This window comes from Bradyrhizobium sp. YR681 (assembly GCF_000282615.1).
Classification (GTDB): domain Bacteria; phylum Pseudomonadota; class Alphaproteobacteria; order Rhizobiales; family Xanthobacteraceae; genus Bradyrhizobium.
This window is the reverse complement of sequence record NZ_AKIY01000241.1, coordinates 22,877-45,646: the sequence shown is the minus strand read 5'-3', so window position 1 is coordinate 45,646 and position 22,770 is coordinate 22,877. Positions and strand designations below refer to the sequence as shown.

General features: G+C 64.7%; 26 protein-coding genes. 10 read left to right on the top strand and 16 right to left on the bottom strand.

The window, feature by feature from the left end:
- Positions 1-108: 108 nt before the first annotated feature.
- Entirely contained in the window at positions 109-465 is a 357-nt protein-coding gene (locus tag PMI42_RS25875) for a c-type cytochrome (RefSeq protein WP_008139566.1), read from the bottom strand.
- 10 nt (positions 466-475) lie between these two features.
- Positions 476-2,140 carry a methanol/ethanol family PQQ-dependent dehydrogenase gene (locus PMI42_RS25870; RefSeq protein WP_008139564.1) on the bottom strand — a complete coding sequence of 555 codons (1,665 nt, stop codon included), beginning with the start codon at positions 2,138-2,140 and terminating at the stop codon, positions 476-478.
- 342 nt (positions 2,141-2,482) lie between these two features.
- Here PMI42_RS25870 and lanM point away from each other — a divergent pair, with 342 nt between their 5' ends.
- The 4 genes from lanM (at position 2,483) to PMI42_RS25850 (ending at position 4,357) form a co-directional block, all read left to right on the top strand.
- Positions 2,483-2,875, top strand: coding sequence for a lanmodulin LanM (gene lanM / locus PMI42_RS25865; protein WP_008139562.1), 393 nt, complete (start codon positions 2,483-2,485; stop codon positions 2,873-2,875).
- A 171-nt stretch (positions 2,876-3,046) separates the two neighbouring features.
- Complete coding sequence (gene pqqA / locus PMI42_RS25860; protein WP_012029362.1) at positions 3,047-3,127, top strand: pyrroloquinoline quinone precursor peptide PqqA; 81 nt, start codon at positions 3,047-3,049, stop codon at positions 3,125-3,127.
- Between the two features lie 25 nt (positions 3,128-3,152).
- Positions 3,153-4,058, top strand: a complete 906-nt coding sequence (locus tag PMI42_RS25855) for a DUF6662 family protein (protein ID WP_008139560.1) — start codon at positions 3,153-3,155, stop codon at positions 4,056-4,058.
- An 89-nt stretch (positions 4,059-4,147) separates the two neighbouring features.
- Positions 4,148-4,357, top strand: coding sequence for a hypothetical protein (locus PMI42_RS25850; RefSeq protein WP_008139558.1), 210 nt, complete (start codon positions 4,148-4,150; stop codon positions 4,355-4,357).
- Between the two features lie 8 nt (positions 4,358-4,365).
- Here PMI42_RS25850 and PMI42_RS25845 read toward each other — a convergent pair whose 3' ends face one another.
- Genes PMI42_RS25845 through PMI42_RS25830 form a run of 4 tightly spaced genes read right to left on the bottom strand, consistent with a single transcriptional unit; the run spans position 4,366 to position 7,186 of the window.
- Positions 4,366-4,719: a hypothetical protein gene (locus tag PMI42_RS25845; RefSeq protein ID WP_008139557.1), complete on the bottom strand. Its 354-nt coding sequence runs from the start codon at positions 4,717-4,719 to the stop codon at positions 4,366-4,368.
- Between the two features lie 47 nt (positions 4,720-4,766).
- On the bottom strand, positions 4,767-5,477 hold the full coding sequence (locus tag PMI42_RS25840) for an ABC transporter ATP-binding protein (protein ID WP_008139555.1): 711 nt from the start codon (positions 5,475-5,477) through the stop codon (positions 4,767-4,769).
- The gene (locus PMI42_RS25835) at positions 5,467-6,204 is read right to left on the bottom strand and encodes an ABC transporter permease (RefSeq protein ID WP_008139553.1); all 738 of its coding nucleotides are present in this window, start codon (positions 6,202-6,204) and stop codon (positions 5,467-5,469) included. The genes PMI42_RS25840 and PMI42_RS25835 overlap by 11 nt, the downstream gene beginning before the upstream one ends.
- 1 nt (position 6,205) lies before the next feature.
- On the bottom strand, positions 6,206-7,186 hold the full coding sequence (locus PMI42_RS25830) for an ABC transporter substrate-binding protein (protein WP_035966627.1): 981 nt from the start codon (positions 7,184-7,186) through the stop codon (positions 6,206-6,208).
- An 87-nt stretch (positions 7,187-7,273) separates the two neighbouring features.
- On the opposite strand from PMI42_RS25830, the gene PMI42_RS25825 reads away from it, so the two are divergent.
- On the top strand, positions 7,274-7,633 hold the full coding sequence (locus PMI42_RS25825) for a hypothetical protein (protein WP_008139550.1): 360 nt from the start codon (positions 7,274-7,276) through the stop codon (positions 7,631-7,633).
- Positions 7,634-7,836: 203 nt separating this feature from the next.
- Here the strand turns inward: PMI42_RS25825 and PMI42_RS25820 are convergent, their stop codons facing one another.
- Both PMI42_RS25820 and PMI42_RS25815 read right to left on the bottom strand, forming a co-directional pair.
- A complete protein-coding gene (locus tag PMI42_RS25820) occupies positions 7,837-8,655 on the bottom strand; it encodes a quinoprotein dehydrogenase-associated SoxYZ-like carrier (protein WP_008139547.1) in 819 nt (272 codons plus the stop codon).
- A 97-nt stretch (positions 8,656-8,752) separates the two neighbouring features.
- Positions 8,753-9,679 carry a quinoprotein relay system zinc metallohydrolase 2 gene (locus tag PMI42_RS25815; RefSeq protein WP_008139544.1) on the bottom strand — a complete coding sequence of 309 codons (927 nt, stop codon included), beginning with the start codon at positions 9,677-9,679 and terminating at the stop codon, positions 8,753-8,755.
- Positions 9,680-9,807: 128 nt separating this feature from the next.
- On the opposite strand from PMI42_RS25815, the gene PMI42_RS25810 reads away from it, so the two are divergent.
- Positions 9,808-10,689, top strand: a complete 882-nt coding sequence (locus PMI42_RS25810; protein ID WP_008139542.1) for a substrate-binding domain-containing protein — start codon at positions 9,808-9,810, stop codon at positions 10,687-10,689.
- The gene (locus PMI42_RS25805) at positions 10,686-11,243 is read left to right on the top strand and encodes a PQQ-dependent catabolism-associated CXXCW motif protein (protein WP_008139541.1); all 558 of its coding nucleotides are present in this window, start codon (positions 10,686-10,688) and stop codon (positions 11,241-11,243) included. The genes PMI42_RS25810 and PMI42_RS25805 overlap by 4 nt, the downstream gene beginning before the upstream one ends.
- Before the next feature lie 98 nt (positions 11,244-11,341).
- On the opposite strand, the gene PMI42_RS25800 is transcribed toward PMI42_RS25805, so the two are convergent.
- The 6 genes from PMI42_RS25800 to PMI42_RS25775 form a co-directional block, all read right to left on the bottom strand.
- Positions 11,342-11,641, bottom strand: a complete 300-nt coding sequence (locus tag PMI42_RS25800) for a copper-binding protein (RefSeq protein WP_008139540.1) — start codon at positions 11,639-11,641, stop codon at positions 11,342-11,344.
- 134 nt (positions 11,642-11,775) lie between these two features.
- On the bottom strand, positions 11,776-12,390 hold the full coding sequence (locus PMI42_RS25795) for a hypothetical protein (RefSeq protein WP_008139538.1): 615 nt from the start codon (positions 12,388-12,390) through the stop codon (positions 11,776-11,778).
- Positions 12,387-13,235, bottom strand: coding sequence for a lanthanide ABC transporter permease protein PedC (locus PMI42_RS25790; RefSeq protein ID WP_008139536.1), 849 nt, complete (start codon positions 13,233-13,235; stop codon positions 12,387-12,389). The genes PMI42_RS25795 and PMI42_RS25790 overlap by 4 nt, the downstream gene beginning before the upstream one ends.
- On the bottom strand, positions 13,232-14,038 hold the full coding sequence (locus tag PMI42_RS25785; RefSeq protein ID WP_008139533.1) for a lanthanide ABC transporter ATP-binding protein PedB/LutE: 807 nt from the start codon (positions 14,036-14,038) through the stop codon (positions 13,232-13,234). Before PMI42_RS25785 ends, PMI42_RS25790 begins: the two co-directional genes overlap by 4 nt.
- The gene (locus tag PMI42_RS25780) at positions 14,035-15,003 is read right to left on the bottom strand and encodes a YVTN family beta-propeller repeat protein (RefSeq protein ID WP_008139531.1); all 969 of its coding nucleotides are present in this window, start codon (positions 15,001-15,003) and stop codon (positions 14,035-14,037) included. The genes PMI42_RS25785 and PMI42_RS25780 overlap by 4 nt, the downstream gene beginning before the upstream one ends.
- Positions 15,004-15,011: 8 nt before the next feature.
- Positions 15,012-16,193: a lanthanide ABC transporter ABC transporter substrate-binding protein PedA1 gene (locus PMI42_RS25775; protein ID WP_008139529.1), complete on the bottom strand. Its 1,182-nt coding sequence runs from the start codon at positions 16,191-16,193 to the stop codon at positions 15,012-15,014.
- Positions 16,194-16,250: 57 nt separating this feature from the next.
- Here PMI42_RS25775 and PMI42_RS25770 point away from each other — a divergent pair, with 57 nt between their 5' ends.
- On the top strand, positions 16,251-16,817 hold the full coding sequence (locus PMI42_RS25770; RefSeq protein ID WP_085969775.1) for a DUF3280 domain-containing protein: 567 nt from the start codon (positions 16,251-16,253) through the stop codon (positions 16,815-16,817).
- A 185-nt stretch (positions 16,818-17,002) separates the two neighbouring features.
- Here the strand turns inward: PMI42_RS25770 and fghA are convergent, their stop codons facing one another.
- Entirely contained in the window at positions 17,003-17,848 is an 846-nt protein-coding gene (fghA, locus tag PMI42_RS25765; protein WP_008139525.1) for an S-formylglutathione hydrolase, read from the bottom strand.
- A gap of 78 nt (positions 17,849-17,926) precedes the next feature.
- Positions 17,927-18,547 (bottom strand): response regulator, encoded by a 621-nt coding sequence (locus tag PMI42_RS25760; protein WP_008139523.1) that lies wholly within the window; start codon positions 18,545-18,547, stop codon positions 17,927-17,929.
- A gap of 192 nt (positions 18,548-18,739) precedes the next feature.
- On the opposite strand from PMI42_RS25760, the gene PMI42_RS25755 reads away from it, so the two are divergent.
- On the top strand, positions 18,740-20,098 hold the full coding sequence (locus PMI42_RS25755) for a histidine kinase (protein WP_008139522.1): 1,359 nt from the start codon (positions 18,740-18,742) through the stop codon (positions 20,096-20,098).
- A 163-nt stretch (positions 20,099-20,261) separates the two neighbouring features.
- Positions 20,262-22,739 carry a TonB-dependent receptor gene (locus tag PMI42_RS25750; RefSeq protein WP_008139520.1) on the top strand — a complete coding sequence of 826 codons (2,478 nt, stop codon included), beginning with the start codon at positions 20,262-20,264 and terminating at the stop codon, positions 22,737-22,739.
- Positions 22,740-22,770 lie beyond the last annotated feature (31 nt).

Genomic DNA, 22,770 nt, shown 5'->3' with positions numbered 1-22,770 from the left:
CCCCCGGCCGGTCCTCGTCGAGGCAGACCTTGAGCGGATCGTCGGCCGCTTGCGCGGCCGTGGCCGCCGCCAGCGTCGCGGCAACACTCCACGCGACGAGCCAGGGCCTCATGGCTTCCTCCGGCTCGAGACAAAGGCCCAGAGATCGGTGATCTCGTCGTCGCTGAGGATGTCGGCCCAGGGCGGCATCTTGTTGTTCTTGCCGTTCTTCACGGTGGTGACGAAGCGTGTCTTGTCGTCGGGAAAGGCGCGCAGGTCCGGCGTGATGGTGCCGGAGTTCATCATGTTGGGACCGTGGCAGTGCGAGCATTTCGAAGCATAGGTCGACTTGCCGTGGTCGATCTGTGCCTGCACGGGATTGCCATTTGTGTCGTCCGCGGCACAAACGGTCGCTGCAAGCGCAACCGTCAGCGCCGCGACGGTGGCGATGGTCGCCACCGTCTTGTGAGATATGTCTTTCAGCATCGTGCCGTGTTTACTGCTTGACCGCAAAGACCCACAGCGAGCCGCCGGGCGGCACTTTTGCAAGCCGCTCGTCGCCGGAGAACAGCGAATAGACGCCGCCATAGCCGCTGGTGACGGCGACGTACTGCACGCCGTCCTGCTGCCAGGTCACCGGCTGTCCCTCGATGCCGGAGCCGGTCTGGAACTGCCAGAGCTTCTTGCCGGTGTCGGCATCGAAGGCTTCGAACTCGCCGGTCAGCGCGCCGGAGAATACGACGCCGCCTGCGGTCGACAGCACGCCCGAGAAACGCGGGATGTCGCTTGGCGCTTCCCACTTGGCCTTGCCGGTCATCGGATCGATCGCCTTCAGATGGCCGCGCGGACCGTCACCCCATTCCCAGAGATCGGTGAGGTCCATGCCGAGATACCATTCACCCTGCTTGAAGGTGGCGGGCTCGGTCTTGTACCTGCCGCCGAAGGCGAGGGTGTTGGCGTAGGCGAGGCCGGTCTGCGGGTTGAACGACATCGGTTCCCAGTTCTTGCCGCCGAGGATCGACGGATAGACCGTGACCTTCTTGCCGTCGCGCGCGTCCTTCGAAACGTCGGTCTCGATCGGACGTCCCGTCTTCATGTCGATGCCGGTCGCCCAGTTCACCTTCACGTAGGGATTGGCCGCGAGCAGCTTTCCGTTGGTGCGGTCGAGCACGTAGAAGAAGCCGTTGCGGTTGGCATCCATCAGCACCTTGGTCGGTTTGCCCTCGACATTCATGTCGGCGAGGACCATCTCGGCCACCGAGTCATAGTCGAACGGATTGTTCGGCGAGAACTGGTAGTGCCACTTGATCTTGCCGGTCTTGGGATCCATCGCCAGCACGGAGCAGGTGTAGAGGTTGTCGCCGGGCCGCACCGCCGAATTGAACGGGCCCGGATTGCCGATGCCCCAATAGACCGTGTTCAGCTCGGGATCGTAGGAGCCCGTGATCCAGGTCGAGCCGCCGCCGAGCTTCCAGGTATCGCCCTTCCAGGTGTCGCCGCCGGGCTCGTCCGGCGAGGGGATCGAATGGGTGCGCCAGAGATGCTTGCCGGTGGCCGGATCCCAGCCGTCGATGAAGCCGCGGGTGCCGAACTCGGCGCCGGAGATGCCGGTGATGACCACGCCGTCGGCGACCAGCGGCGCCACCGTCATCGAATAGCCTTCCTTGATGTCGGCCGCTTTCTGCCGCCACAGCTCCTTGCCGTCCTTGGCATCGAGCGCGACCACGTTGGCATCGAGCGTGGTGCGGAATACCTTGCCGTCGTAGAGCGCCGCGCCGCGGTTGATGATGCCGCAGCAGACAATGCGCGGCGTCTCGGCGGGATATTCGATCTTGCTCTTCCAGATCTGCTTGCCGGTCTTGGCGTCGACCGCCATGGTCGCGTTGTGCGAGGTCACGTAAATCACGCCCTGGTACACCAGCGGCTGCGATTCCTCGCTGCGATCGTCGTTGAAACTGTAATTCCAGACCGGGACGAGGTTCTTGACGGTGTCCTTGTTGATCTGGTTCAGGGTCGAGAAGCGCTGGAGATTGTAGCCCATCCCGTAGTTGAGAACGTTCGATGTATCGGTCGCACCCTTGACCAGCTGCTCGTTGGTTTGTGCGTTTGCACAAGTCGATGCAAGCATGACGAGGCTCGCGGCCATCGCTAAGCGTTTCATCCGTTCCTCCCAATATGCGCGCCTTTTGACGCTGCGATGGCAACACTCCGCCCGATTGCAAAACCCGTCAATACGAAAGTCGCAGGCGTGCTGCCGATATGTTGGATGCCAGATGCCGGTCACCTGACAGAAACCTGACAAACGACTTTCACTTGCGCGCAGACGCTGGAAAAATTCCGTGACGTGGCGCGGTGGCAGCTTCGGCTCGTTCGTCTCGGCAAGCCGGGTTCCGCGAGTTGTGCGGTGCGCAGGCTGCAATTCCGCACTTGAACCGGGGCTGGCTTGTAGACTTATGTCGTTTCGATCCCGCGCGAATCGGGACTCTTGGTCAGGGAGGTCGAAATGATTTCACGTCGCTCAGTTGTGCTTGCGCTCACGGTTGCAGTGCTGTCCGGCCCGGCGTGGGCTGCTTCCGGCAACGCCGTCAAAATGTTCGATACCGACAATGACGGCACGCTCGATCTCGCCGAGGTGAAGAAGGCGGCAGCCGCGCTGTTCGCCAAGCTCGATCCGGATCACGATGGCACGCTGGATGCGCGCGAATTGCGCGGGCGGTTAACGCCGAAAGAACTCGCCGCCGCCGATCCCGATCGCGACGGGACTCTCACGCTCGATGAATATCTGTCCGTCGTGGAGCAGCGCTTCAACGCTGCAAATCCCGACAAGGACGGAACGCTGGACGCAAAGGAGCTGAATGCGCCCGCCGGCCGTGCGCTGCTGCGCTTGTTGCGATGAGAGGCGCGCCGCTTGACTGGGAGCGAAGCCGATTTGCCCGAGAGGGAAATTCGCCAGCACAATGCGACAGTTCGCTGTGTTTGCGCTTCGATTCCAGACTTGCACTGCGTTTGACCCAGCCCTAGGTTTTGCCCGGCGCGATGTCGCGCTCAATACCTTGGGAGACCCCGAATGGCCTGGAAAGCTCCGAAGATCGTGGAAGTGCCGGTCGGCATGGAAATCAACATGTACGCCTGCGCTGCGCGCAAGTAGGACCGACGAACCTGCCGCGGCTTCGGTGGCGAATGCCATCGAAGCCGTGGTAGTGTTCACGATGCGCATCGGAGCCCAGACAGTTTGGACAGTGGTCGCGTGCAGCGTTGCGCTTGCACCGGCCTGCGTCCGCGCCGAAGAGGGTTTTGATACGGAGCATATCTTCGGCTTCATGATCGGCACCGACGTCGGCAATCCCGGCGAACGCGAATTCCAGACCCAGACCACGGGGCGCTTTGGCAAGGGCGGCGGCACCTATCGTGCCCTCCAGCAGGAGATCGAGATCGAGGTCGTGCCGCTGCCGAACTTTCGCATCGAGTTGGGCGGCGCTGCCACCCTGCACGACATCACCGGCGTCCCCGATATCGACGATCGCCGCCAGTTCAATTTCCAGGGCGCCTCGCTCGACCTGCGTTATCGCCTGCTCGACCGGGCGCGCGCGCCATTTGGGTTGACGGTCGCCGCCGAGCTTCATGGCGACCGCATCGACGAAACCTCTGGTGCAAAAGGCCGGATGTACGGCACCGACTTCACGCTCGCCTTCGACCGCGAGCTGATCCCGAATTTCGCCATCGGCGCCCTCAATTTGATTTATCAGCCGGAATGGGCGCGCTTCGAGGTCGCGGGGGTATCGGAAAAAAGCTCCACGATCGGCGCCGCCTTCGCCGGCCTGGTCCGGGTGCGGCCCAACCTGCTGCTCGGCGGCGAGATGCGTTACTTCCGGCAGTATGAAGGCATCGGCCTCGGCGAGTTTGCAGGGCAGGCCCTGTTCGTCGGGCCCACCGCCTATGTCCAGCTGTCGGAGACGTCGCGGCTCACCCTGAGCTGGAGCATGCAGGCCTGGGGCCGCCCGGCCGGATCAGGCGCCAATCTCGATCTCGTCAATTTCGAGCGCCACCAGGCGAGGCTGGTGTTCGGGGTGAATTTCTAGCGCTGCTGCGTCCCCGACTGAAACTTCCCGCTCCCCGAAGCGTATTCCTTCGTGCTAATCTCAATCGCCCCCCGCGCGAGGATCCCGGCATGAACCCGATCGACCTGGTGGTGACTGTGTGTGTGGTGCTCTCGCCTGCGACCTGCGAGGAGCAGCATCTGGTGTTCAACTATGCGGGGTCGCCCAAGCAATGCGTGATGGGCGCGCAGCCCTATATCGCGCAATGGGTCGGCGACCATCCGAAATGGCAGGCGGTGCGCTGGCGCTGCGAATACCCGCACCCGAACGACAAGGCGTGAGGCGCGGGCTACTTGGTGCAGTCCTTCAGATCCTTGTCGGCGATCGAGAACACTGCGTCGGCCTTGATCTCGATGTCGCGAACGACGCATTGCCGCGCATTGGGATAGCTGACCCTGGCGTCGTAGCGGCCGGGCTCGACGCCGGTGATGCGCAGCCGCTCGTCGTGGTCGACCTCCTTGTCCTTGTCGTTCAGGCATTGGTTCGGTCCCCAGTCGGTCTTGCCGGCCGGTGAGAGCTGGAAGCCGGAAATCGTCTCCGTCGTCAGGTTCCAGAGACGGATGCCCTTGCCCTTGGCCTGCGCGAGCGCCGTGCCCGGCATCGCAACCAACAGGATGCCGATCGCAATCAGCGTACGCCGCATGGTGAACCTCCCTGGCAATCTCGTTTGGTGCAGTTGACCACGAGTTATCATTTCGATTCAAGCTGCACCGCCGCGAGCTCGGCCCTGATCCTGCCGAGCTCCGCTTCGGTGCGCGCAGCACGCGGAACGGCGATCGGTACTTCCTGCACGATGCGCGCCGGTCGTGCCGACAGAACGAACAGGCGGTCCCCGAGACGGATCGCGTCATCGAGGCTGTGGGTGACGAGCAGCGTCATGATCGGACGGCTTGCCACCAATGTCGCGATCTCGTCGCGCAGGCGGCCGGCCAGTGCGTCGTCGAGAGAAGCCAGCGGCTCGTCGAGCACGAGCAGATCGGGCTCGACCGCGAAGGCGCGGGCAAGCGCGACGCGCCGGGCGAGCCCCAGCGATAGCTCGCCGGGAAAGTGGCTGCGATGCGCTTCCAGCTCCAGGATCCTGAACAGCTCCGACAGCTTGGCGTCGGTGATATCAGGCGCGGCCAGCCGCACATTCTGCTCGACCGAGCGCCACGGCAGCAGCCGCGGCTCCTGGAACACCATGCCGATCCGCGCCTCCGGCGGCCTCGCGATGCGTCCGGCGAAATCGCGGTCCAGTCCGAGGATGATGCGCAGCATCGTGCTCTTGCCGCAGCCGGACGGGCCGATCAGCACGCCGACCTCTCCGGATTGAAGCGCGAATTTGACCGGCGCCAGCACCTCATGCGTCCCGCCCGCGACGCTTTTGAACGTCTTGCCTGTGATCTCGACCTCAAGCCGCACGGGGCCGCCACCGTGTTGCGCGGGCTTCGAAAGGCTGCACCAGCACCGTCTCGATCACGAGCACGACGGCGGCAAAGGTCAGCGAATAGGCGAGCAGCCGCGGCGTGTCGAACAGCTGGAAGGCGACGCCGATCTCGAAGCCGACGCCGTTCGGCCGTCCCAGCAGTTCGGCGACCAGCACGATCTTCCACACCAGCGACAATCCGGAGCGGGCGGAGGCCGCGATATAGGGCGCAAGCTGCGGCAGCACGACATGGCGGAAGGCCCGCCAGCGCGGCATCGCGAACACGGCCGCCATCTCGTCGAGCGAACGGTCGAGCGCGCGCGTGCCCTCGCGCAGGGTGACGATGGCGGTCGGCAGCTTGTTGATGGCGATCGCCGCGATCGCGGCGGCCTCGGTGAGGCCGGCCCAGATATAGGCCAGCACGATCACGACCAGTGCCGGCAGGTTCAGGAGCAGGATCAGCCAGGGGTCGCCGAGCCGGTCGGCGAGCTTCACCCGTCCCATCAGATAGCCGATGGCGCTACCGAGCGACATCGCCAGCACGAAGGCGAGGATCACACGCGCCAGCGTCGCACCCAGATGCAGGAACAGTGCGCCGCTCGATGCTTCCGCGACGATGACGTTGAGCACGGCGGGCGGGGAGGGCAGCTTGGCGCCGCCGACGAACAGCGCGGCAATCCACCAGATCGCGAGAAACAGGGCAAACGAGAGAAGACGCAGCACCTCAGTCTCCAGGGACTGCGTGATAGAACGTGCCGGGGTCGAGCTCCGCCGCCGGCCCGACCAGGTCGCGGCCGCCGATCTCGGCCAGCACGCGATAGAGCACGCGCGCATCCGCCTCCTCATCGGCGATGCTCCGGCGCGGAATGCCGTCGCGATAGCGGTCGCGGTATGTCCGGAGCATGGTGGCATCGCTGGTGCCGGTGAGCGGCGCGATCTTGTCCCAGGCGGTATCCGATGTGATCAGCAGCTGCTTGGCCTTGCGGGTCATCGCGATGAAGCGCGCCACGGCGTCGCGATGGCTCGTCGCCCAGCCTTCGTCGAAGACATAGCCGACAGCAGAGACGGCGCCTTTGGCGCCAAGTTTCGGCAAAATGTCCTCGATGCCTGCGAGGCGCCGAAAACCCCTGGCCTCGAGCTGGGCGCAGAAATTCCAGAAATTGAGGCTCGCATCCATCTCGCCATCGAGCGCCTTGGCAGCGATCAGGGGCGGGGCGCCATAGACAATGCTCGCATCCGACTTCAGGTCGATGCCGTCCTGCTTCATCCGCGCCTGCAGCAGCAGCCAGCTCTTGTCGATCGCGCCGCCGCCGACGCCGAGCTTGCGTCCCTTCAGATCGGCCAGCGTCTTGAGCGGCGAGGCCGCCGGCACCATCACCGCGCCGAGTGCGCTGGAATAGGGATAGAAGGTGAGCCTGGCGCCGAGGGCGCGCTCGCGCGACACCCATAGCCAGTCGGACAGGATGATGTCGGCACTGCCGGCACGCAGCGCGATCTTGCCGGCTTCGGGGCTCGCAAGCTCGGTGACGTCCAGCGACAGGTCGGCTTCCTTGTCGAGCCCGCCGGCGCGGATCGCAGCCAGTTCCCAGGAGAATGTTCCGGTCTTCTGCACCGCAAGGCGGATCGTATCCGCAGCGTAACCGGGTAACGCTGGCGTCAGCGCCAGCGTTACCGCGAGCGCCAATGTTCGTCCCAAAACTCTCATCACCTTGTGAGCCGTTTCCTCGGATAGGGTGCTTTTCAGGACAATACGCATAGCATAGCTTTCGTCGCAACCAGCGGGAGGACGTGCATGAATCTGGCGGGACGGCTACGACCGATTGTCGCCGCATTGGCGGTGTGGGCTGCGACCATGTACGCCGCGCGCGCCGAGGAGGCCAACGATTATCCGACCTCCGCGCGCGCCGAATACGTTTATGGCTGCATGAAAGCCAATGGCGAGTCGCGGCAGTCGATCGAGCAATGCTCCTGCTCGATCGACGTGGTGGCTTCGATCGTCACCTACGACCGCTATGTCACCGCGGAAACCGCGCTGAGCATGTCGCAGGTGCGCGGCAATCTTGGGGTTCAGTTCCGCACGTCGGAGCAGGCGAACTCGGCGGTGAATGATTTGCGTCGGGCGCAGGCGGAAGCCGAGGTGAGGTGTTTCTAGTTATTGCGGCATGGACGGTGCACTTTTCCTTCTCCCCTTGCGGGAGAAGGTGGCGCGAAGCGCCGGATGAGGAGTATCTCTCCTCATACTCAGGCGTTTGAGAGTTTCACTTGCGGAGAGATACCCCTCACCCGCCTCGCCGCCGCGCAGCGAGCCACCCTCTCCCGCAAGGGGAGAGGGACAGTCGGCGCAAGCCTTGCGCCTCACGTCCCCGGCTTCTCCACATCCCACTCATTGCGGAACACATGCCCGTCCGTGTCCTTCGCCTCTGCGCGAAAACGCTTGGCGCCGTTGGAGACGTAGGTGAAGCGCAGATTGGGGTCTTCCGAGATCGAGATGCCGCCTTCCATCGACAGCACGGGGCTGTCGTCCTGCGTCAGCTTGAGCTGGTTGACGAAGAAGGCCGGGATATAGAGCTGCGTGACCTGGTCCATTTGCAGGCCTGAATTGTTGGGATGGCCGATCATGATTTGCGCCTCGCGGACGCGGCTCGCCGGCGCCTCCTCGCGCGCGAATTGCCGGTAGCGCATCTGGCCGAGGCGGTTGTTGGCTTCCTCGGCATTCTTTCCGGCCGGCGCCGAGCAGCCGCCGGAGGCCTTCACGTAAACCTTTGAGACATAGAGCTGGCCGTCGCTGAGCTCGGCGACTGCGTGAACGTCGGTGTAATTGTTGACGCGCACGCGTGTGGAGATCTCGGTGACATTGGCATCGGCGCCGAGCTCGAACTTCGCAGCCATCGGCGCGGGATTGCGGTCGATCACCAGCGTGATCGAGCGGATGCGCCTGCTGTCACCAGGCGACAGCTTGCTGCGCAGGGTGACCGGCACAATGGCTGCGTCCTCGGCGCGATAGGGCATCTCGATGCCGATCACGTCGGCGCCATCGTTCATCGCACGGTTGGCAAAGATGTCCTGCACCAGGCCCGGCCAGGGATCGTAGGCTTCCTCGGCGCTCACCGGCGCAGCGAAGGCGATGCCGAGCAATGCGGCGATCATCGTCAGGCGGCGTGTGCATCCCGTCATGGTCATGGTCCCCGGCGTCAGCGAAGCTGATCGCCCGTGCCGACGAAGCAGTCCGGGTCAGCATAGCTGATCCCGTGACGCCAGCGTAGCGCGTCCGCTACTCCCATTCAATTTCCGAAAATGCTGCGGTTGCGTTGCGGGCGTTGTAGTCGTCGAACAGTTCCCAATGCGATCGTTCCGACGCGCATGCCTTGTCGGCGGCGGTCCGGATCGGCTCGCCCTTCTTGTTCGACGCCCGGACGTCCGCCAGCAGCATCGCAAGATAACGCCGTTCGTCGTCCAGCGCGGCCGGCCAGTCACTCACAGGGCCGTGACCGGGAACGACGCGCTGCGCCGGAATTTTCGCGAGTTCCCCGAGGGTGTTGAGCCAGCCACGGATACTCCCATCCATTACCGGAATATGGCGGAGGAAGACGAGGTCGCCGGAAAACAGCGTCTTGCTCGTCTCGTCGAACACCGTCAGGTCGTTGTCGCTATGCCCGGCCGGCCACGCCCGCAAGGTCAGGCGGCGCGATCCAAGGTCGAGCGTCAGTGTGTCCTGCACGACCAGGGTCGGCGGTACGATCTTCACGGGATCGATTAACGCGTTCCCCATGATGCGGCGAAAATTGTCGAGATAGAAAGGCCCGCGCGTCGCCAGCGCCTGCGGTAGCTTGCTGTGGCCGACGAAACTGGTCCCCTCGGCGACGAACGCAGCATTGCCGAAGACATGGTCGGGATGGCCGTGGGTGTTGATGACGTAGCGGATCGGCTTCCTGGTGCGGGCTCGCACCGCCGCCAGCATCGCCTCGCCCTCGCGAAAACTGCCGCCGGTGTCGATCACGGCCACCGAGTCCTCGCCGACGATGAAGCCGACATTGGCGATGTCGCCCTCGTTGTCACGGGTCATCAGGGCGATGGTCCCGGAGTGTACGAAGATTCCCGGCGCGACTTCGCTCACAGGCAATTCGGCCGACCCGGCAGGTGTTAGCGTCGCTGGCCCCAGCAGGGCCAAGGCTGCGATCACGAGAGCGATGCGAGACACTTTTCCGCCTCAGTTCAAGGGGTTTACGCGTTGCACTGCAACAAAGCAAAGCCGGCGCAAAGTCTGGCAAAACATGGCGCGTTCTGCGTTGCATGGATAGCATTCGAACAAAAGATGGAGGAAGCGCGATGACGGAGGCCGGGCGACATTGTCGCTGGTTGTTTTCACTGTGGGCCCTGGTTGCGTCCTGCGCGCTCGGCGATGTCGCCATGGCGCAGACCAAGGACAGCGGCGACCTCTCGTTCGAGCTGGTTGACCCGAATGTGTTGCGCGTCTGCGCGGACCCGCGCAATTTGCCGTTCTCGAACGAGAAGGGCGAGGGGTTCGAAAACAAGCTGGCCGAGTTCTTTGCAAACAAGCTCGGGAAGAAGCTCGACTATGTCTTCTTTCCGCAGGCCACCGGTTTCGTGCGCATGACGCTGGGCGCGCATCGCTGCGACGTCATCATGGGCTTTCCGCAAGGCGACGACCTCGTGCAGGGCACCAATCCCTATTACCGCACGTCCTACGCGCTGGTCGCGAAGACCGGCAGCGGGCTGGAGGAAGTCGACACGCTCGAAGACGCGAAGTTGAAGGGCAAGCATGTCGGCATCGTCGCGGGCACGCCGCCCGCGACCAACATGGCGCTGGCCGGCCTGATGGGCGATGCAAAGCCCTATCCGCTGATGATCGACACGCGATTCGACAATTCGGCGCAGGCGATGATCGACGATCTCGTTGCCGGCAAGATCGACGCCGGCGTGCTGTGGGGACCGATGGCCGGGTACTATGCGAAAAAGGTCGGCGCGATGCACGTCACGCCGCTGGTGAAGGAAACCACCGGACCAAAACTGGTCTATCGCATCGGCATGGGCGTGCGTCCCGCCGACCAGAACTGGAAGCGGCAGCTCAACAAGTTGATCCAGGAGAACCAGGGCGAGATCAACAAGATCCTGCTCGACTTCGGCGTGCCGCTGCTGGACGAGAGCGACCGGCCGCTCGGCGCGGAGACGGCCAAGAAGGCGCCATGAGGCGGCGTCTTGCCGTTGCGTTCGTCGCTGCGGCGCTGCTGGCCCCGGCATCGGCGCAGCAGCAGGAGCCGTTCGAGCCCGAGGGCTATCGCACCGACAATTACCGCGCGCCGGTGCCGGCGACGCTCGCCGGTGCGCGCGTGCTGACGACGGCGGAGGCCGAAGCGATCTGGCGGGCCAGGAGCGGCGCGTTCATCGATGTGTTGCCGCGCGCGCCGAAGCCGAAGAACCTGCCTGAAGGCACGGTGTGGCGCGATGCGCCGCGCAAGAATATCCCGGGCAGCATCTGGCTGCCGGATACCGGCTACGGCACGCTGCCGCCAGCCATGGACGATTACTTCCAGCGCGGCCTGGCGCGCGCCGCGCACGGCGACAGGGCCGCGCTGCTGGTGATCTATTGCCTGGCCGATTGCTGGATGTCGTGGAACGCCGCCAAGCGGGCGCTGGCGTACGGCTACGCCAACATCGCCTGGTATCCTGATGGCACCGACGGCTGGGAACGGGCAAAACTGCCGACCGACGAGGCGCAGCCGGAGCTGAGGCCGGAGCAGTAGGGAGGCCGTCATGCCCGGGCTGGTCCCGGGCATCCACGTTCTTCGTGCTGTGCGGTCAGGCGTGGATGGCCGGCACAAGGCCGGCCATGACGCCGCATCTACTGCTTCTGCAGCTTCGTCAGCGTCCCGGTGCCGTTATTGTCCGTCGCCGAGTACGTCACCCGGTCACCGGCATGCACGGCGTCCAGCATCACGGCGTCCTTGGCCTTGTACTCCTGGAGCGCGCCGGCGCCGCCTGCGCTGCTGCCGACCGTGCCCTTCTGCGTCTGCTGGATCGAGATCGTGCTGTTGAGCCGATCGATCCTGGTGACCATTCCGGTCATGTCGTCGGCAAAAGCGCTGGATGCGAGCATGCTGAGGACCGCAGCGCCTGCGAGGATAGATCTTGTGGTTCCCATCGAGGCCTCCCGGCGTTCGAGATTCACATCGACAAGACATCCTAGAGCGATTTGGTTCCGGCAGATAGCGCGACAAAGGTTAATGGCCGCAATGAGATCGCGGAACTCCTGCCGAGCTGTCAGTGAAACTGACGCTATTCCATTTCCTGCTGGATCACGCGCCCGAGTGCGAACAGGCGCTGGTCGATCGCCGTCGGAACCTCGCAGACGAACCGCACCACCTTGTTGCGGTCCTCGAAAATGCGGGTCTTCCAGATCAGCTCGTTGCTGAGCGCCTCGACCCTGCTGTCGTCACGCGACGCCGCGCCCTGGAGCGCCTGGAGCTGGATCGTTTCCTCACGGATCCTGTCGGCGGCCTCGCGCTGCTTGCGGCTGACGCGCTCGAGCCCGTTCATCACCTGGGAGCGCTGCGCATTGAGCGTGTCGAACAGGCCGGCGAACAGCAGTTTTGCATTTGCGGTCTTGTCGGCGGCGGAGGCGGCCAGAAACTCCTTCACCGACTTCTCGGCCTCGTCCATCGGCGTCTTGCGCGCCGACAGTTTTGAAACCAATGCGGTGACCTTGGCATCGTCCTTCCACTTGGTCTCGGCGTCGTCGAGCGCGGGGCCTGTCCAGACGGCGGCGAGCGAGATCTCCGGCACCTTGGCTTGCGTGCAGGGCCAGTTGGGATAGCGCGGATCGGCCGCGCGCGCGGCTGTGCTCGCGGCTGCGAGCGCCAAAGCGGCGATGGCCAGAACCCGAATTGTCATCCTTCGCCTCCCGCGGGCCCTCGTCGCGCCAGCCCGCGCGAGGGATCATAGGCATAGATCGCGCCGATCATGAAGACGATTGTGCAGCCCGCCACCACCGCCAGCGAGAGCCAGTCGATCTGACCGTAGAATGCAAAACGGATCAGCTCGACCGCATGGGTGAACGGATTGGCCTCGCAGAGATAGTACAGATAAGGGCTGCCCTCCTGCACCCGCCAGAGCGGGTAGAGCGCGGAGGAGGCGAAGAACATCGGGAAGATCACGAAGTTCATCACACCTGCAAAACTTTCAAGCTGCTTGATGCCGGAGGAGATCAGCATGCCGAGCGAGCCCAGCATTAGTCCGGACAGGATCAGCGCCGGCAGCACGGTGAGATAGCCGATCGGCGGCGGGCTGATGTCCCAGAACCAGGCGATCAGCAGGAACGCATAGACCTGGAGCAGCGACACGGCGGTGCCCGCGAGCAGCTTGCAGAACAGCAGGAAGCCGCGCGGCAGCGGGCTCACCAGCAGCGTGCGCATATTGCCCATCTCGCGGTCGTAGACCATCGAGAGCGAGGACTGCATGCCGTTGAACAGCTGGATCATCGCCATCAGCCCGGGCGCGATATAGACCTCGTAGAGGATGTAGGTCTCGTAAGGCGGGATGATGGAGATGCCGAGCACCTGGCGGAAGCCGGCGGCGAAGATGAACAGCCACACCAGCGGCCGCACCAGCGCCGAGACGAAACGCTCGCGCTGATGCAGGAAGCGCAGCCCCTCGCGCCAGACGATGCCGGTGAGGCAGGTCATGTACTCGCCGGCCGAGAACCCGCGCGGCGCCTCGCGCGTGGTGATGCTGCTCATGCGCCGCCTCCCGGCATGGTCTGCGCCCCGGTCAGGCGCATGAAGGCGGTGTTGACGTCCTGCGCGCCGGCTTCTGCGATGACGCGGGCCATCGGCCCCTGCGCCAGCACCTTGCCTTGGTGCAGCACCACGAGGTCGTCGCCCGCGGTGATTTCGTCGAACAGATGCGTGGCCCAGAGCACGCCGATGCCTTGCTCGGTCACGAGCTGGCGGACATGGCTGATGATGTCGGCGCGGGCCTTGACGTCGAGGCCGACCGTCGGCTCGTCCAGCAGCAGCAGTCGCGGCCGGTGCAGCAGCGCGCGCGCGATCTCCAGCCGCCGCATCTGGCCGCCGGAGAGATCGCGCACCTTGCTCGCAGCGCGCTCGGAGAGCCCGATGCGGCCGAGCAGCTCGGCGCTGCGCGTCGCGGCCTCGCGGCGGCTGATGCCATGCAGCGCGGCGTGATAGAGCAAATTCTGCGTCAGCGACAGGTCGAGGTCGAGCGTGCGCGGCTGAAACACGACGCCGAGCAGCCGCAGCGCCTCGCCCGGGCTCTTGCTGATGTCGTGACCGAAGATGCAGACGCGGCCGGTCTGGATGCCGAACAGCCGCGTGATCAGCGAGAACAGTGTGCTCTTGCCGGCGCCGTTGAGCCCGAGCAGCGCCGTGAAGCTCGCAGGCTGCACGTTGAAGAAGACATCCATCAGCGCCTGGCGCGGACCATAGGCATGGCTGACGCCGTCGATCGACAGCGCCGGCACCACCGCCGGATCCGGCCTTGGCGTCGCACGCGGTTCGGCGATGGGGGCAGGGCTGGTCATGGCGCGATCGTGATGCCCCAGGGCAGCTCGCCCACCTGAATGGTCTTGATGACCTTCTGCGCGGCGACGTCGATCACGGAAACGTCGTTCGACACGCCGTTGGTCGTGAGAAGGTATTTCTCGTCCGGCGTGAACGCCATGTGCCAGACCCGCTGTCCGACAAGCAGATACTTCGTCACCTTGCGCGTCGCGACATCGACGATCGCGACGCGGTTGGCCGGGCCGAGCGCGACGAAGGCGGTCTTGTCGTCCCTGGTCATGCCGATGCCGACCGGCTGGATCGCCTCTTTCCGCAGGCCCGGAATCTCGAATGTGACCTTTCCGATCACCTCATGCTTCTGTGGATCGATCACCGAGACGGTGCCGCCGATCTCCGAGGACACCCACACTTCGGAAGCGTCGTGCTTGAACTCGGCAAAGCGCGGCCGCGCATCGACCAGCACATTGGCGACGATCTGGCGTGACGCGGTGTCGATGAAATGCGCCATGTTGGTCGTTTCGGACGTGTTGATCAGAATCTTGCCGTCGGGGCTGATGGTCATCCCCTCGGGCTCGACACCGACCTGGATATCGCCCAGCCGTGCGCGCTTCTCAAGGTCGATCACGGTCACCGTATTGTCGTTCTCATTGGCGACATAGAGAATTTTTCCCGCCGCATCCTGGGCGAACAGCTCGGGGTCGGGGCCGGAAGGCAGGCTGTCCACCACGGCTTGCGTCTTGGCATCGATCACCTGGATCGTGTCGTCGTCGCCGACCGCGACCATCACGAATTTTCCATCACGCGTGAACTCGATGCCGCGCGGGCGCTGGCCGACCTTGATGGTCTTGGTCACGGTCCAGCTGTCGGTGTCGATTACCGAGACCGTGTTGCTCTTCTCGTTCGAGACATAGGCGACGAAGGCCTGCGCCGGCGCCGCCGCGAGCGCCAGACCGGAGAGAAGCCCCACACGCCAGATGCGCAACATCCGTATCCTCACTTCAGCTTGCATTTGCTCTCCGGGCGATCGTAGCCGAGCGTGTCGAGCTCGGAGACCTGGTGCAGGAAACCTTCCTGCGGCGAGACCGACACCACCATGCGGCCGTCGACCAGCAGGATCGGCTGGCGCAATTGCAGGTTCCAGTCGCGCAGCGTCAGCCGCGTGCCCTTGAAGGCGGCGACCGAGAAATCCGGGCCCTTGATGAAGTCGGCGACCTTCTTGACGTCGCCGGAATTGGTGCGCGAGGTGGCTTCCCCAATCATGCGCACCGCGGTCCAGGCCTGCATGTCGAGCGCCGTCATGCGGCGGGCGTTCAGCTTGATGAAGCGGTTCTGCATCTGGATCGCGCCCCACTGATCCTGCGATGCATCCCAGCTGCGCGGCACGAGGCCGGCCGAGCCGGCGACGGGGCGGGGATCCCAGGTGCGATAGGGCAGATAGGCGCCGAACACCTCGCTCTCGTCGGCAGCCACGAGCACGTCGTAGGCGGGCGCGCCTTGCGTGAACACCGGCATCTGGCGCTGGATCAGCGTCACGCCGCTATCGGTGCGCCGCGCGCCGCCTCTGTCCTCGAAGGTCTTTTCCTGCACGATCTTGGCGCCGAACCGCGTGGCGGTGCGCCGGAGCGCATCGGCAAACAGCTTGTCCTCGTCATGCGAGCCGACCACGAGCAGCCAGCGCTTCCACTGCTTCCACACCAGATACTGGCCGAGCGCGTCGGCCAGCATCGCGCGCGTCGGCGCGGTGTGGATGACGTTGGCACGGCAATCGACCTCGCGCAGCCGCTCGTCGATGGCGCCGGCGTTGAACAGCAGCGTGCCGCGATTGCGCAGGGCGTCCGCGACCTTCAGCAGCGCGTCCGCCGGCAGGTCGGCGATGATGAAGCCGTTTTTCTCGGCGAGCGCGGTCGCGGCCTGCACCACGTCCTCGCCTTCCCGGATGCGCCGCTCCTCCAGCGCAAACCGCTGGCCTGTGAATTTTCCGGTGGTGTTGTTGTCCTCGATGGCGAGGCGCGCGCCGGCGACGCCGTCATTTTCGGCCGGCTGCTCGACCAGAGACAGGGTCGATCTGGTGCCGGCGATGCCGAGATAGCCGACACCGATCATGGCAGGCTCCGCCGCGAGCGCGCTTGTCGCGGCAAGACTCCAGCCGATCAGGCCGACCAACCATCGGATCATGTTTCCTCCGTGCGCTCCCCGGCTTGACCGCCGGTGGAGAATTGTTTCTGCTGAAGCATGACCGATTTGTCAGGGCATGCAACCCCGCATTTCGTCCTCGCGCGGACTGGAATCACAATCATGCGAGCGTTGATATGTTTCGCAGCTTTGCTGTTGACGGCCTCGGTCGCGTTCGCCGATCCGCCAAAACTCGCGGTGTTCGATTTTGAGCTGATCGACACCAGCCTGCCGGGTGAGTTCTACGGCTCCAAGCCGGAGGAGGGGCGGCTGCTACGCATCAGCGAGCAGCTGCGCAAGGAACTGGCCGACTCCGGCAAGTTCCTCGTGCTCGACATCGCGCCGGTCAGGGACGCCGCCCGCCGCGCCAATCTGCAGGCCTGCGGCGGCTGCGACCTCAAGCTCGCGGGAGAGCTGGGCGCCGAGCTCGAGATCACCGGCATGGTGCAGAAGGTCTCGAACCTGATCATCAACCTCAACATCTATCTGCGCGACGTGAAGACCGGCGCCATGATCACCGCCGCCAGTGCCGACATGCGCGGCAATACGGATGAGTCCTGGACGCGGACGATGAGCTACCTGATCCGCAACCGCCTGCTGGCGCCGAATTACGGCAAGGTGGAGTAGGCCTTTTCCCTCTCCCCTTGCGGGAGAGGGTGGCTCGCCGCGTAGCGGCGAGACGGGTGAGGGGTTCTCTCCGCGAGTCCAACTCTTATTTGAAAGCGCGGAAGCAACCCCTCATCCGGCGCTTCGCGCCACCTTCTCCCACAAGGGGAGAAGGGAAGGGCAGCGCGCCGCATGCGACGAGAGCATCACCCCTTCAATCGCTCCGCGTGCCAGTGTAGGTGATCCCCCATGAAGGTCGAGATGAAATAATAGCTGTGGTCGTAGCCCGGCTGCCGTCGCAGCGTCAGCGGGATGTTCGCCTTGCTGCAGGCGGCCTCCAGCAACTCGGGACGCAGCTGTTCCTTGAGGAAATTGTCGGCATCGCCGACATCGACCAGGAAGCCGGAATACTTCGCGCCGTCCTCGATCAGCGCCACCGTGTCGTGGCTGCGCCAATTGTCCTTGTTGGATCCGAGATAGCCCGTCAGTGCCTTGATGCCCCAGGGCACCTGCGAGGGCGCCACGATCGGCGCAAACGCGCTCGCCGCGCGATAGCGGTGCGGATTGCGCAGCGCGACCGTCAGCGCGCCATGGCCGCCCATGGAATGGCCCATCACCGATTGCCGTTTGGCGTCGACGGGAAAATTTCCCGCCACCAGCTTCGGCAGCTCGTCGGTGACGTAGCTCCACATGCGATAATTGCGCGCGAACGGCTCTTGCGTCGCATCGACATAGAAGCCGGCGCCCAGGCCGAAATCATAGGCATTGTTGGCGTCGCCCGGCACGTCCGGCCCGCGCGGTGAGGTGTCGGGCGCGACGAAGATCAGGCCGAGCTCGGCGCAGGCTTTGCGAAATTCGCCCTTCTCGGTGACGTTGGCATGGGTGCAGGTGAGGCCGGAGAGATACCAGACCACGGGGAGCTTTGCGCCGGCGGCATGCGGGGGAACATAGACCGAGAACACCATGTCGGTTCCGGTCGAAGCGCTCGCGTGGCGGTAAACGCCCTGCACGCCGCCATAGGATGTGTTGGTCGAGACAGTCTGGATCGTCATGCCATTATGCTCCGTGGCATCAAGCCACATCAGGATTGCAACGCTTGTGTGACTGAATTCGTGGCGAGACGCGTGCCGTCAGGCGACACCGCTGTCGATCGCCAATCGCACCAGCTCGACCGAGGTCTTCACGCCGAGCTTCTGTCGCATGATCGAGGAGGTGTTGGCGACCGTCTTGTAGGACGATTGCACCAGCCATGCGATCTCGGACAGGCTCTTTCCGGCGCTGAGCAGCCGCAAAATCTCCATCTCGCGCGCATTCAGCTTGGAGAGAGGGCTCTGCGCCAGCGTCGGCCCCGCAAAGGCGATGCTGCGGGCGATCGCGCTCGGCAGGTAGGTGCCACCGCCCCCGACGGTGCGGATCGCCTCGACGAGGTCGTCGGGGTCGCCGGTCTTGGACACGTAGCCCTTGGCGCCGCATTCGATCGCGCGCGCGGCGAAGGCCGGGTCGTCGTTCATGCTGAACATGATGATGCGGGCCTCGGGCGCGCGTTCGAGGATACGACGCGCCAGCTCGAAGCCGGACACGGTCGGCAGGTTGATGTCGATGACGCAGAGGTCGGGGCGCTCGACGATGAAGACGCACTCGCCGTCTTCGGCGTCGGCGGCCTCCAAAATCTCGATCTCGCCCTCGTCGGCCAGCACGGCACGGCAGCCGGAGGCGACAATGGGATGATCGTCAACGATCAGAATGCGCATAGGCGTTCCTCGCGACAGCTTCGGCCTGTTTTGCGCCGCATGATCCGAACAAGAACGCCGCGCGCGTCTCATGTCGCCTCATGCAACCCGGCCGCGATTGCTGTACGCTTTCGATTAGATATCGGGCGCTTCGCCTCTGTCAACGTCATCGGACAGGCGCGGGCCAACCTTCGCGAGGCACGGACGGCACCCATGTGGCAAAATCTTTCCCTGCGCGCGCGCATTAACGTGCTGCTGGCGCTGCTGCTGGCGCTCGGGCTCGCCGTCAATATCGGCCGCCAGGTCGCGGAAGCAGGTCCCCGCGTACAGGCCGAGGACCAGAGCGTGATCCGGCTTGCCCGCGAATTCATCGAGATGATCGTGGCGGATCTGAACGAGGCGCCCGATCCGGATGCGCGGCTGAACCAGATCGCGCGCGATCTCAGCCGCCTGCGCCATGTCAGCATCGCGCTGCACGATTCCGGCGGGAACCCGCTGACGCCGCCCCGGCCTGATGCCGACGAGGACACGCGCGCGCCGCCGGCCTGGTTCGTCAGCCTGGTTCACCCCGAGCAGACTGCGGTCAGCGTGCCGGTCTCGATCCACGGCAAGCCCGGCTCGCTCCGGATCACCTCGCATCCCGACGACGAGATCGCCGAGATCTGGGATGGCATCGTGACCCAGCTCGAGGTCGGCTCGGTGATCGCGCTGGCGCTGTTCCTGGTGATGATGACGGTGGTCGGTCGGGCGCTGGCGCCGCTCCAATCATTGTCGCAAGCCATGGCCGAGCTCGAGGGCGGGCACTACGAGGCGCGCGTCATAGCGGGCGGCGCGCCGGAGCTGGCCGCGATTTGCACCAAGCTCAACCATCTTGCGGCAACGCTCGGGGAGGCGGTCGAGGACAAGCGGCGCCTTGCCGAACGCACGGTGTCGCTCCAGGACATCGAGCGAAAGGAGATCGCGCGCGAGCTGCATGACGAGTTCGGGCCCTATCTGTTCTCGCTGCGCGCGCATGCCAGCGCGCTGGCAAAGCTTGCGGACGGGAAGGCGCCAAGTGCAGAGGCGGTGCGCAAGCATGGCAGCGCCTTGCTGGAGCAGATCAACGCTCTCCAGCAATTCACCCGCCGCGTGCTGGAGCGCTTAAGGCCCGTCGGCCTTGCCGAGCTCGGCCTCGGCCAGGCGCTCGAATCGCTGTCGCGGCTGTGGCGGGAATCGCATCCCGACGTCACCATCGAAACCGCGATCTCGCCGAAGCTGGGGGAGACCGGCGAGACCGCCGACCTCACCATCTACCGCGTCGTGCAGGAGGCGCTCACCAACGTGTTCCGCCATGCCGGCGCGACCACGGTCAATGTCGTCATCGAGCCCGCGGACCAACCGACGCGCGACGGCCGCCTCTGTGCGCGGGTGCGGGTCAGCGACAATGGCCGCGGCATGGAGCCGGGCCAGAAGCTCGGCTTCGGCCTCGTCGGCATGCGCGAGCGGATTCTGGCGCTGGGCGGCACGCTCAGCGTCGTCTCCGGCGACGGCGGCTTGACCGTCGAGGCGCTGGTGCCGACGGCGGCGGCCTGATCGCATTCAGGGCAATCGGGAAAAATTCCCGATTTGGTCGGGAAAACGGGTGCGGATATCGCCCGACCTTTTGTGGCTGGCGCGCGAGCTGCTGCCGATTACACTCGTCTCGACCAAACGGCGAAACTCAAAACAGCCGATGGTCGCGGATGGGAATACAGGGATGGGCAGGCCTCTTTTGTTCAAGCGTCATGTGTTGATGGCCTCGGTGTCGACCGGGCTGCTGTCGGGGTTGGCCTTCGCGAGTCCGGCCGGGGCCGCGCAGGACGAGGAGACCAACGTTCAGAACCTGCCACCGGTCGAGGTGGCAGCACCGCCGCCCTCGACCACGAGGCGGACCACGCCATCGCGTCCGGTCGCGCGAGTGGCAGGGGCATCGTCGTCGAACCGCCCCAAGACTCGCATCTACGTCTATCCGACCTCGCCGGGCACCGGCAGGGGTCTCGACGTCGACAAGGTTCCGTCGGCGATCAACGCGGTCGATGCCAGCCAGATCAAGCGCACCGGCTCGCTCAACATCACCGACGCGCTGCGCGACAACATCGCCGGCGTCAACATCAGCGAAGTCACCGGCAATCCGTTTCAGCCTGATGTCGAGTTCCGCGGTTTTGTCGCCTCGCCGGTGACGGGCACGCCGCAAGGCCTCGCCGTGTACCAGAACGGCGTCCGCATCAACGAAGCCTTCTCGGACGCCGTCAACTGGGACCTGATTCCCACCGCCGCGATCAGGTCGGTGACGCTCGTGACCAACAACCCCGCCTTCGGCCTCAATGCGCTGGGCGGCGCGATCAACTTGCAAATGAAGGACGGCTTCACCTATCAGGGCGCCGAACTCGACCTGATGGGCGGCTCGTTCGGCCGCATCCAGGGTTCGGCGCAATGGGGCAAGCAGGTCGAGAAGAACTACGGCGTCTACGCCGCGCTCGAAGGCCTGCACGACAACGGCTTCCGCAACTTCTCGCAATCGGACGTGCGCCGCTTCTACGGCGATGTCGGCTACAAGGCCGGCGACAGTGAATTCCACGTCAATATGGGCGTCGCCAAGAACGATTTCGGCGCAAGCGCGACCGTTCCGGCGGAGTTGCTCGATAAATATTGGGGCGCGACCTACACCACGCCGCAGACCACCTCCAACCGCGTCGGCTATGTCAATCTGACCGGCAAGGTCGATGCGACGCCGACCTGGACGCTCGAGGGCACCGCCCATGTGCGCAGGTACGAGCAGAAGCTCGTCGACGGCAACCCGACCGACGTCGGCGAATGCACCGGCGACGCGACGCTGCTGTGCTTCGGTGACGGCGCGACGCCGGCGAACGGCGTGAACGGCCTTCAGCTCGCAAATCCCTTTGCTCCGGGAACGATCCTTGGCGAGATCGACCGCAGCTCGATACGCTCGACCACCTTCGGCGTGTCGGGACAGGCCACCAACACCGATCAATTGTTCGGCCACGACAATCGCTTCGTGATGGGCACAACCTACGACGCCAGCGTCACGCGCTACAATGCCACTGCCGAGATCGGCGCGATGGGAGAGAACTACGTCGTCAGCGGCAGCGGTGTCTTCCTGGGAGCAACGGGCACGCCTGACACCGGTCTTGCCGGTCCCGTCTCGCTGCGGACCGTCAACCAGTACAACGGCCTGTACGCGATGGACACGTTCAACGTCACGGATGCGTTCGCCATCACCGGCGGTGGCCGTTTCAACGTGGCGCGGATCTCGCTGGAGGATCAGCTCGGCACCGCGCTCAACGGCGACTACACCTTCACCCGCTTCAATCCCGTCATCGGCGGCACCTACAAGATCACGCCGGAGCTGACCGCCTATGCCGGCTATTCCGAGGCCAACCGGGTCCCGACGCCGCTCGAGCTCGGCTGCGCCGATCCGAACAATCCCTGCCTCATCGCGGCGTTTCTCGTCTCTGATCCGCCGTTGAAGCAGGTCGTGTCCAAGACCGTGGAAGCCGGCCTGCGCGGAGCCAAGGAGCTGAACATCGGCACGCTCGGATGGAAGATCGGCGGCTTCCGTGCCACCAATTATGACGACATCCTCGCCATTCCCGTTCCCGGCCGCACCGGCTTTGGCTATTTCTCCAATGTCGGCCGGACCAGGCGGCAGGGTCTCGAGGCCGAGGTCAACATCAAGTCGCCGACGTTCCAGTTCCAGGCGAGCTACGCCTTCGTCGACGCCCGCTTCCTCGACGCATTGACGCTCGGCTCCAACAGTCCGTTCGCGGATGGCGACGGCAACATCCAGGTCTCGCCCGGCAACCAGATCCCCGCCATCCCGCGCCACCGCATCAAGGTCGGCGTCGACTATGCCGTGACCGATGTCTGGAAGGTCGGCGGCAACGCGATCTTCGTCTCCAGCCAGTATCTGGTCGGCGACGAGTCCAATCAATATGCGAAGCTGCCGTCCTATACGGTGTTCAATCTCCACACCTCCTACCAGGTGACCAGGAATTTTCAGCTCTACGGCCGCGTCGACAACATCTTCGACAGACGCTATGCCACCTACGGCACCTTCTTCGACACCGGAGCCTTGCCCAACTTCGCCAATGGGGGCGCCGACTTCAACGACCCGCGCTCGCTGAGCCCGGCAAGACCGCGCGCGTTCTATGCGGGGATGCGGGTGACGTTCTAGCTGCGTCGAGCTGCAATTGCCTGTGCCTGGG

What these genes read in the sequence shown, in the direction of transcription:
- PMI42_RS25805 (WP_008139541.1), top strand. Translation starts at nt 10,686, where the DNA reads ATGAGGCGGCGTCTTGCCGTTGCGTTCGTCGCTGCGGCGCTGCTGGCC.
- PMI42_RS25760 (WP_008139523.1), bottom strand. Translation starts at nt 18,547, where the DNA reads ATGCGCATTCTGATCGTTGACGATCATCCCATTGTCGCCTCCGGCTGC.
- PMI42_RS25820 (WP_008139547.1), bottom strand. Translation starts at nt 8,655, where the DNA reads ATGACGGGATGCACACGCCGCCTGACGATGATCGCCGCATTGCTCGGC.
- PMI42_RS25875 (WP_008139566.1), bottom strand. Translation starts at nt 465, where the DNA reads ATGCTGAAAGACATATCTCACAAGACGGTGGCGACCATCGCCACCGTC.
- PMI42_RS25785 (WP_008139533.1), bottom strand. Translation starts at nt 14,038, where the DNA reads ATGACCAGCCCTGCCCCCATCGCCGAACCGCGTGCGACGCCAAGGCCG.
- PMI42_RS25870 (WP_008139564.1), bottom strand. Translation starts at nt 2,140, where the DNA reads ATGAAACGCTTAGCGATGGCCGCGAGCCTCGTCATGCTTGCATCGACT.
- lanM (WP_008139562.1), top strand. Translation starts at nt 2,483, where the DNA reads ATGATTTCACGTCGCTCAGTTGTGCTTGCGCTCACGGTTGCAGTGCTG.
- PMI42_RS25780 (WP_008139531.1), bottom strand. Translation starts at nt 15,003, where the DNA reads ATGTTGCGCATCTGGCGTGTGGGGCTTCTCTCCGGTCTGGCGCTCGCG.
- PMI42_RS25800 (WP_008139540.1), bottom strand. Translation starts at nt 11,641, where the DNA reads ATGGGAACCACAAGATCTATCCTCGCAGGCGCTGCGGTCCTCAGCATG.
- PMI42_RS25750 (WP_008139520.1), top strand. Translation starts at nt 20,262, where the DNA reads ATGGGCAGGCCTCTTTTGTTCAAGCGTCATGTGTTGATGGCCTCGGTG.
- pqqA (WP_012029362.1), top strand. Translation starts at nt 3,047, where the DNA reads ATGGCCTGGAAAGCTCCGAAGATCGTGGAAGTGCCGGTCGGCATGGAA.
- PMI42_RS25850 (WP_008139558.1), top strand. Translation starts at nt 4,148, where the DNA reads ATGAACCCGATCGACCTGGTGGTGACTGTGTGTGTGGTGCTCTCGCCT.
- PMI42_RS25845 (WP_008139557.1), bottom strand. Translation starts at nt 4,719, where the DNA reads ATGCGGCGTACGCTGATTGCGATCGGCATCCTGTTGGTTGCGATGCCG.
- PMI42_RS25775 (WP_008139529.1), bottom strand. Translation starts at nt 16,193, where the DNA reads ATGATCCGATGGTTGGTCGGCCTGATCGGCTGGAGTCTTGCCGCGACA.
- fghA (WP_008139525.1), bottom strand. Translation starts at nt 17,848, where the DNA reads ATGACGATCCAGACTGTCTCGACCAACACATCCTATGGCGGCGTGCAG.
- PMI42_RS25810 (WP_008139542.1), top strand. Translation starts at nt 9,808, where the DNA reads ATGACGGAGGCCGGGCGACATTGTCGCTGGTTGTTTTCACTGTGGGCC.
- PMI42_RS25755 (WP_008139522.1), top strand. Translation starts at nt 18,740, where the DNA reads ATGTGGCAAAATCTTTCCCTGCGCGCGCGCATTAACGTGCTGCTGGCG.
- PMI42_RS25825 (WP_008139550.1), top strand. Translation starts at nt 7,274, where the DNA reads ATGAATCTGGCGGGACGGCTACGACCGATTGTCGCCGCATTGGCGGTG.
- PMI42_RS25770 (WP_085969775.1), top strand. Translation starts at nt 16,251, where the DNA reads ATGACCGATTTGTCAGGGCATGCAACCCCGCATTTCGTCCTCGCGCGG.
- PMI42_RS25790 (WP_008139536.1), bottom strand. Translation starts at nt 13,235, where the DNA reads ATGAGCAGCATCACCACGCGCGAGGCGCCGCGCGGGTTCTCGGCCGGC.
- PMI42_RS25795 (WP_008139538.1), bottom strand. Translation starts at nt 12,390, where the DNA reads ATGACAATTCGGGTTCTGGCCATCGCCGCTTTGGCGCTCGCAGCCGCG.
- PMI42_RS25830 (WP_035966627.1), bottom strand. Translation starts at nt 7,186, where the DNA reads ATGAGAGTTTTGGGACGAACATTGGCGCTCGCGGTAACGCTGGCGCTG.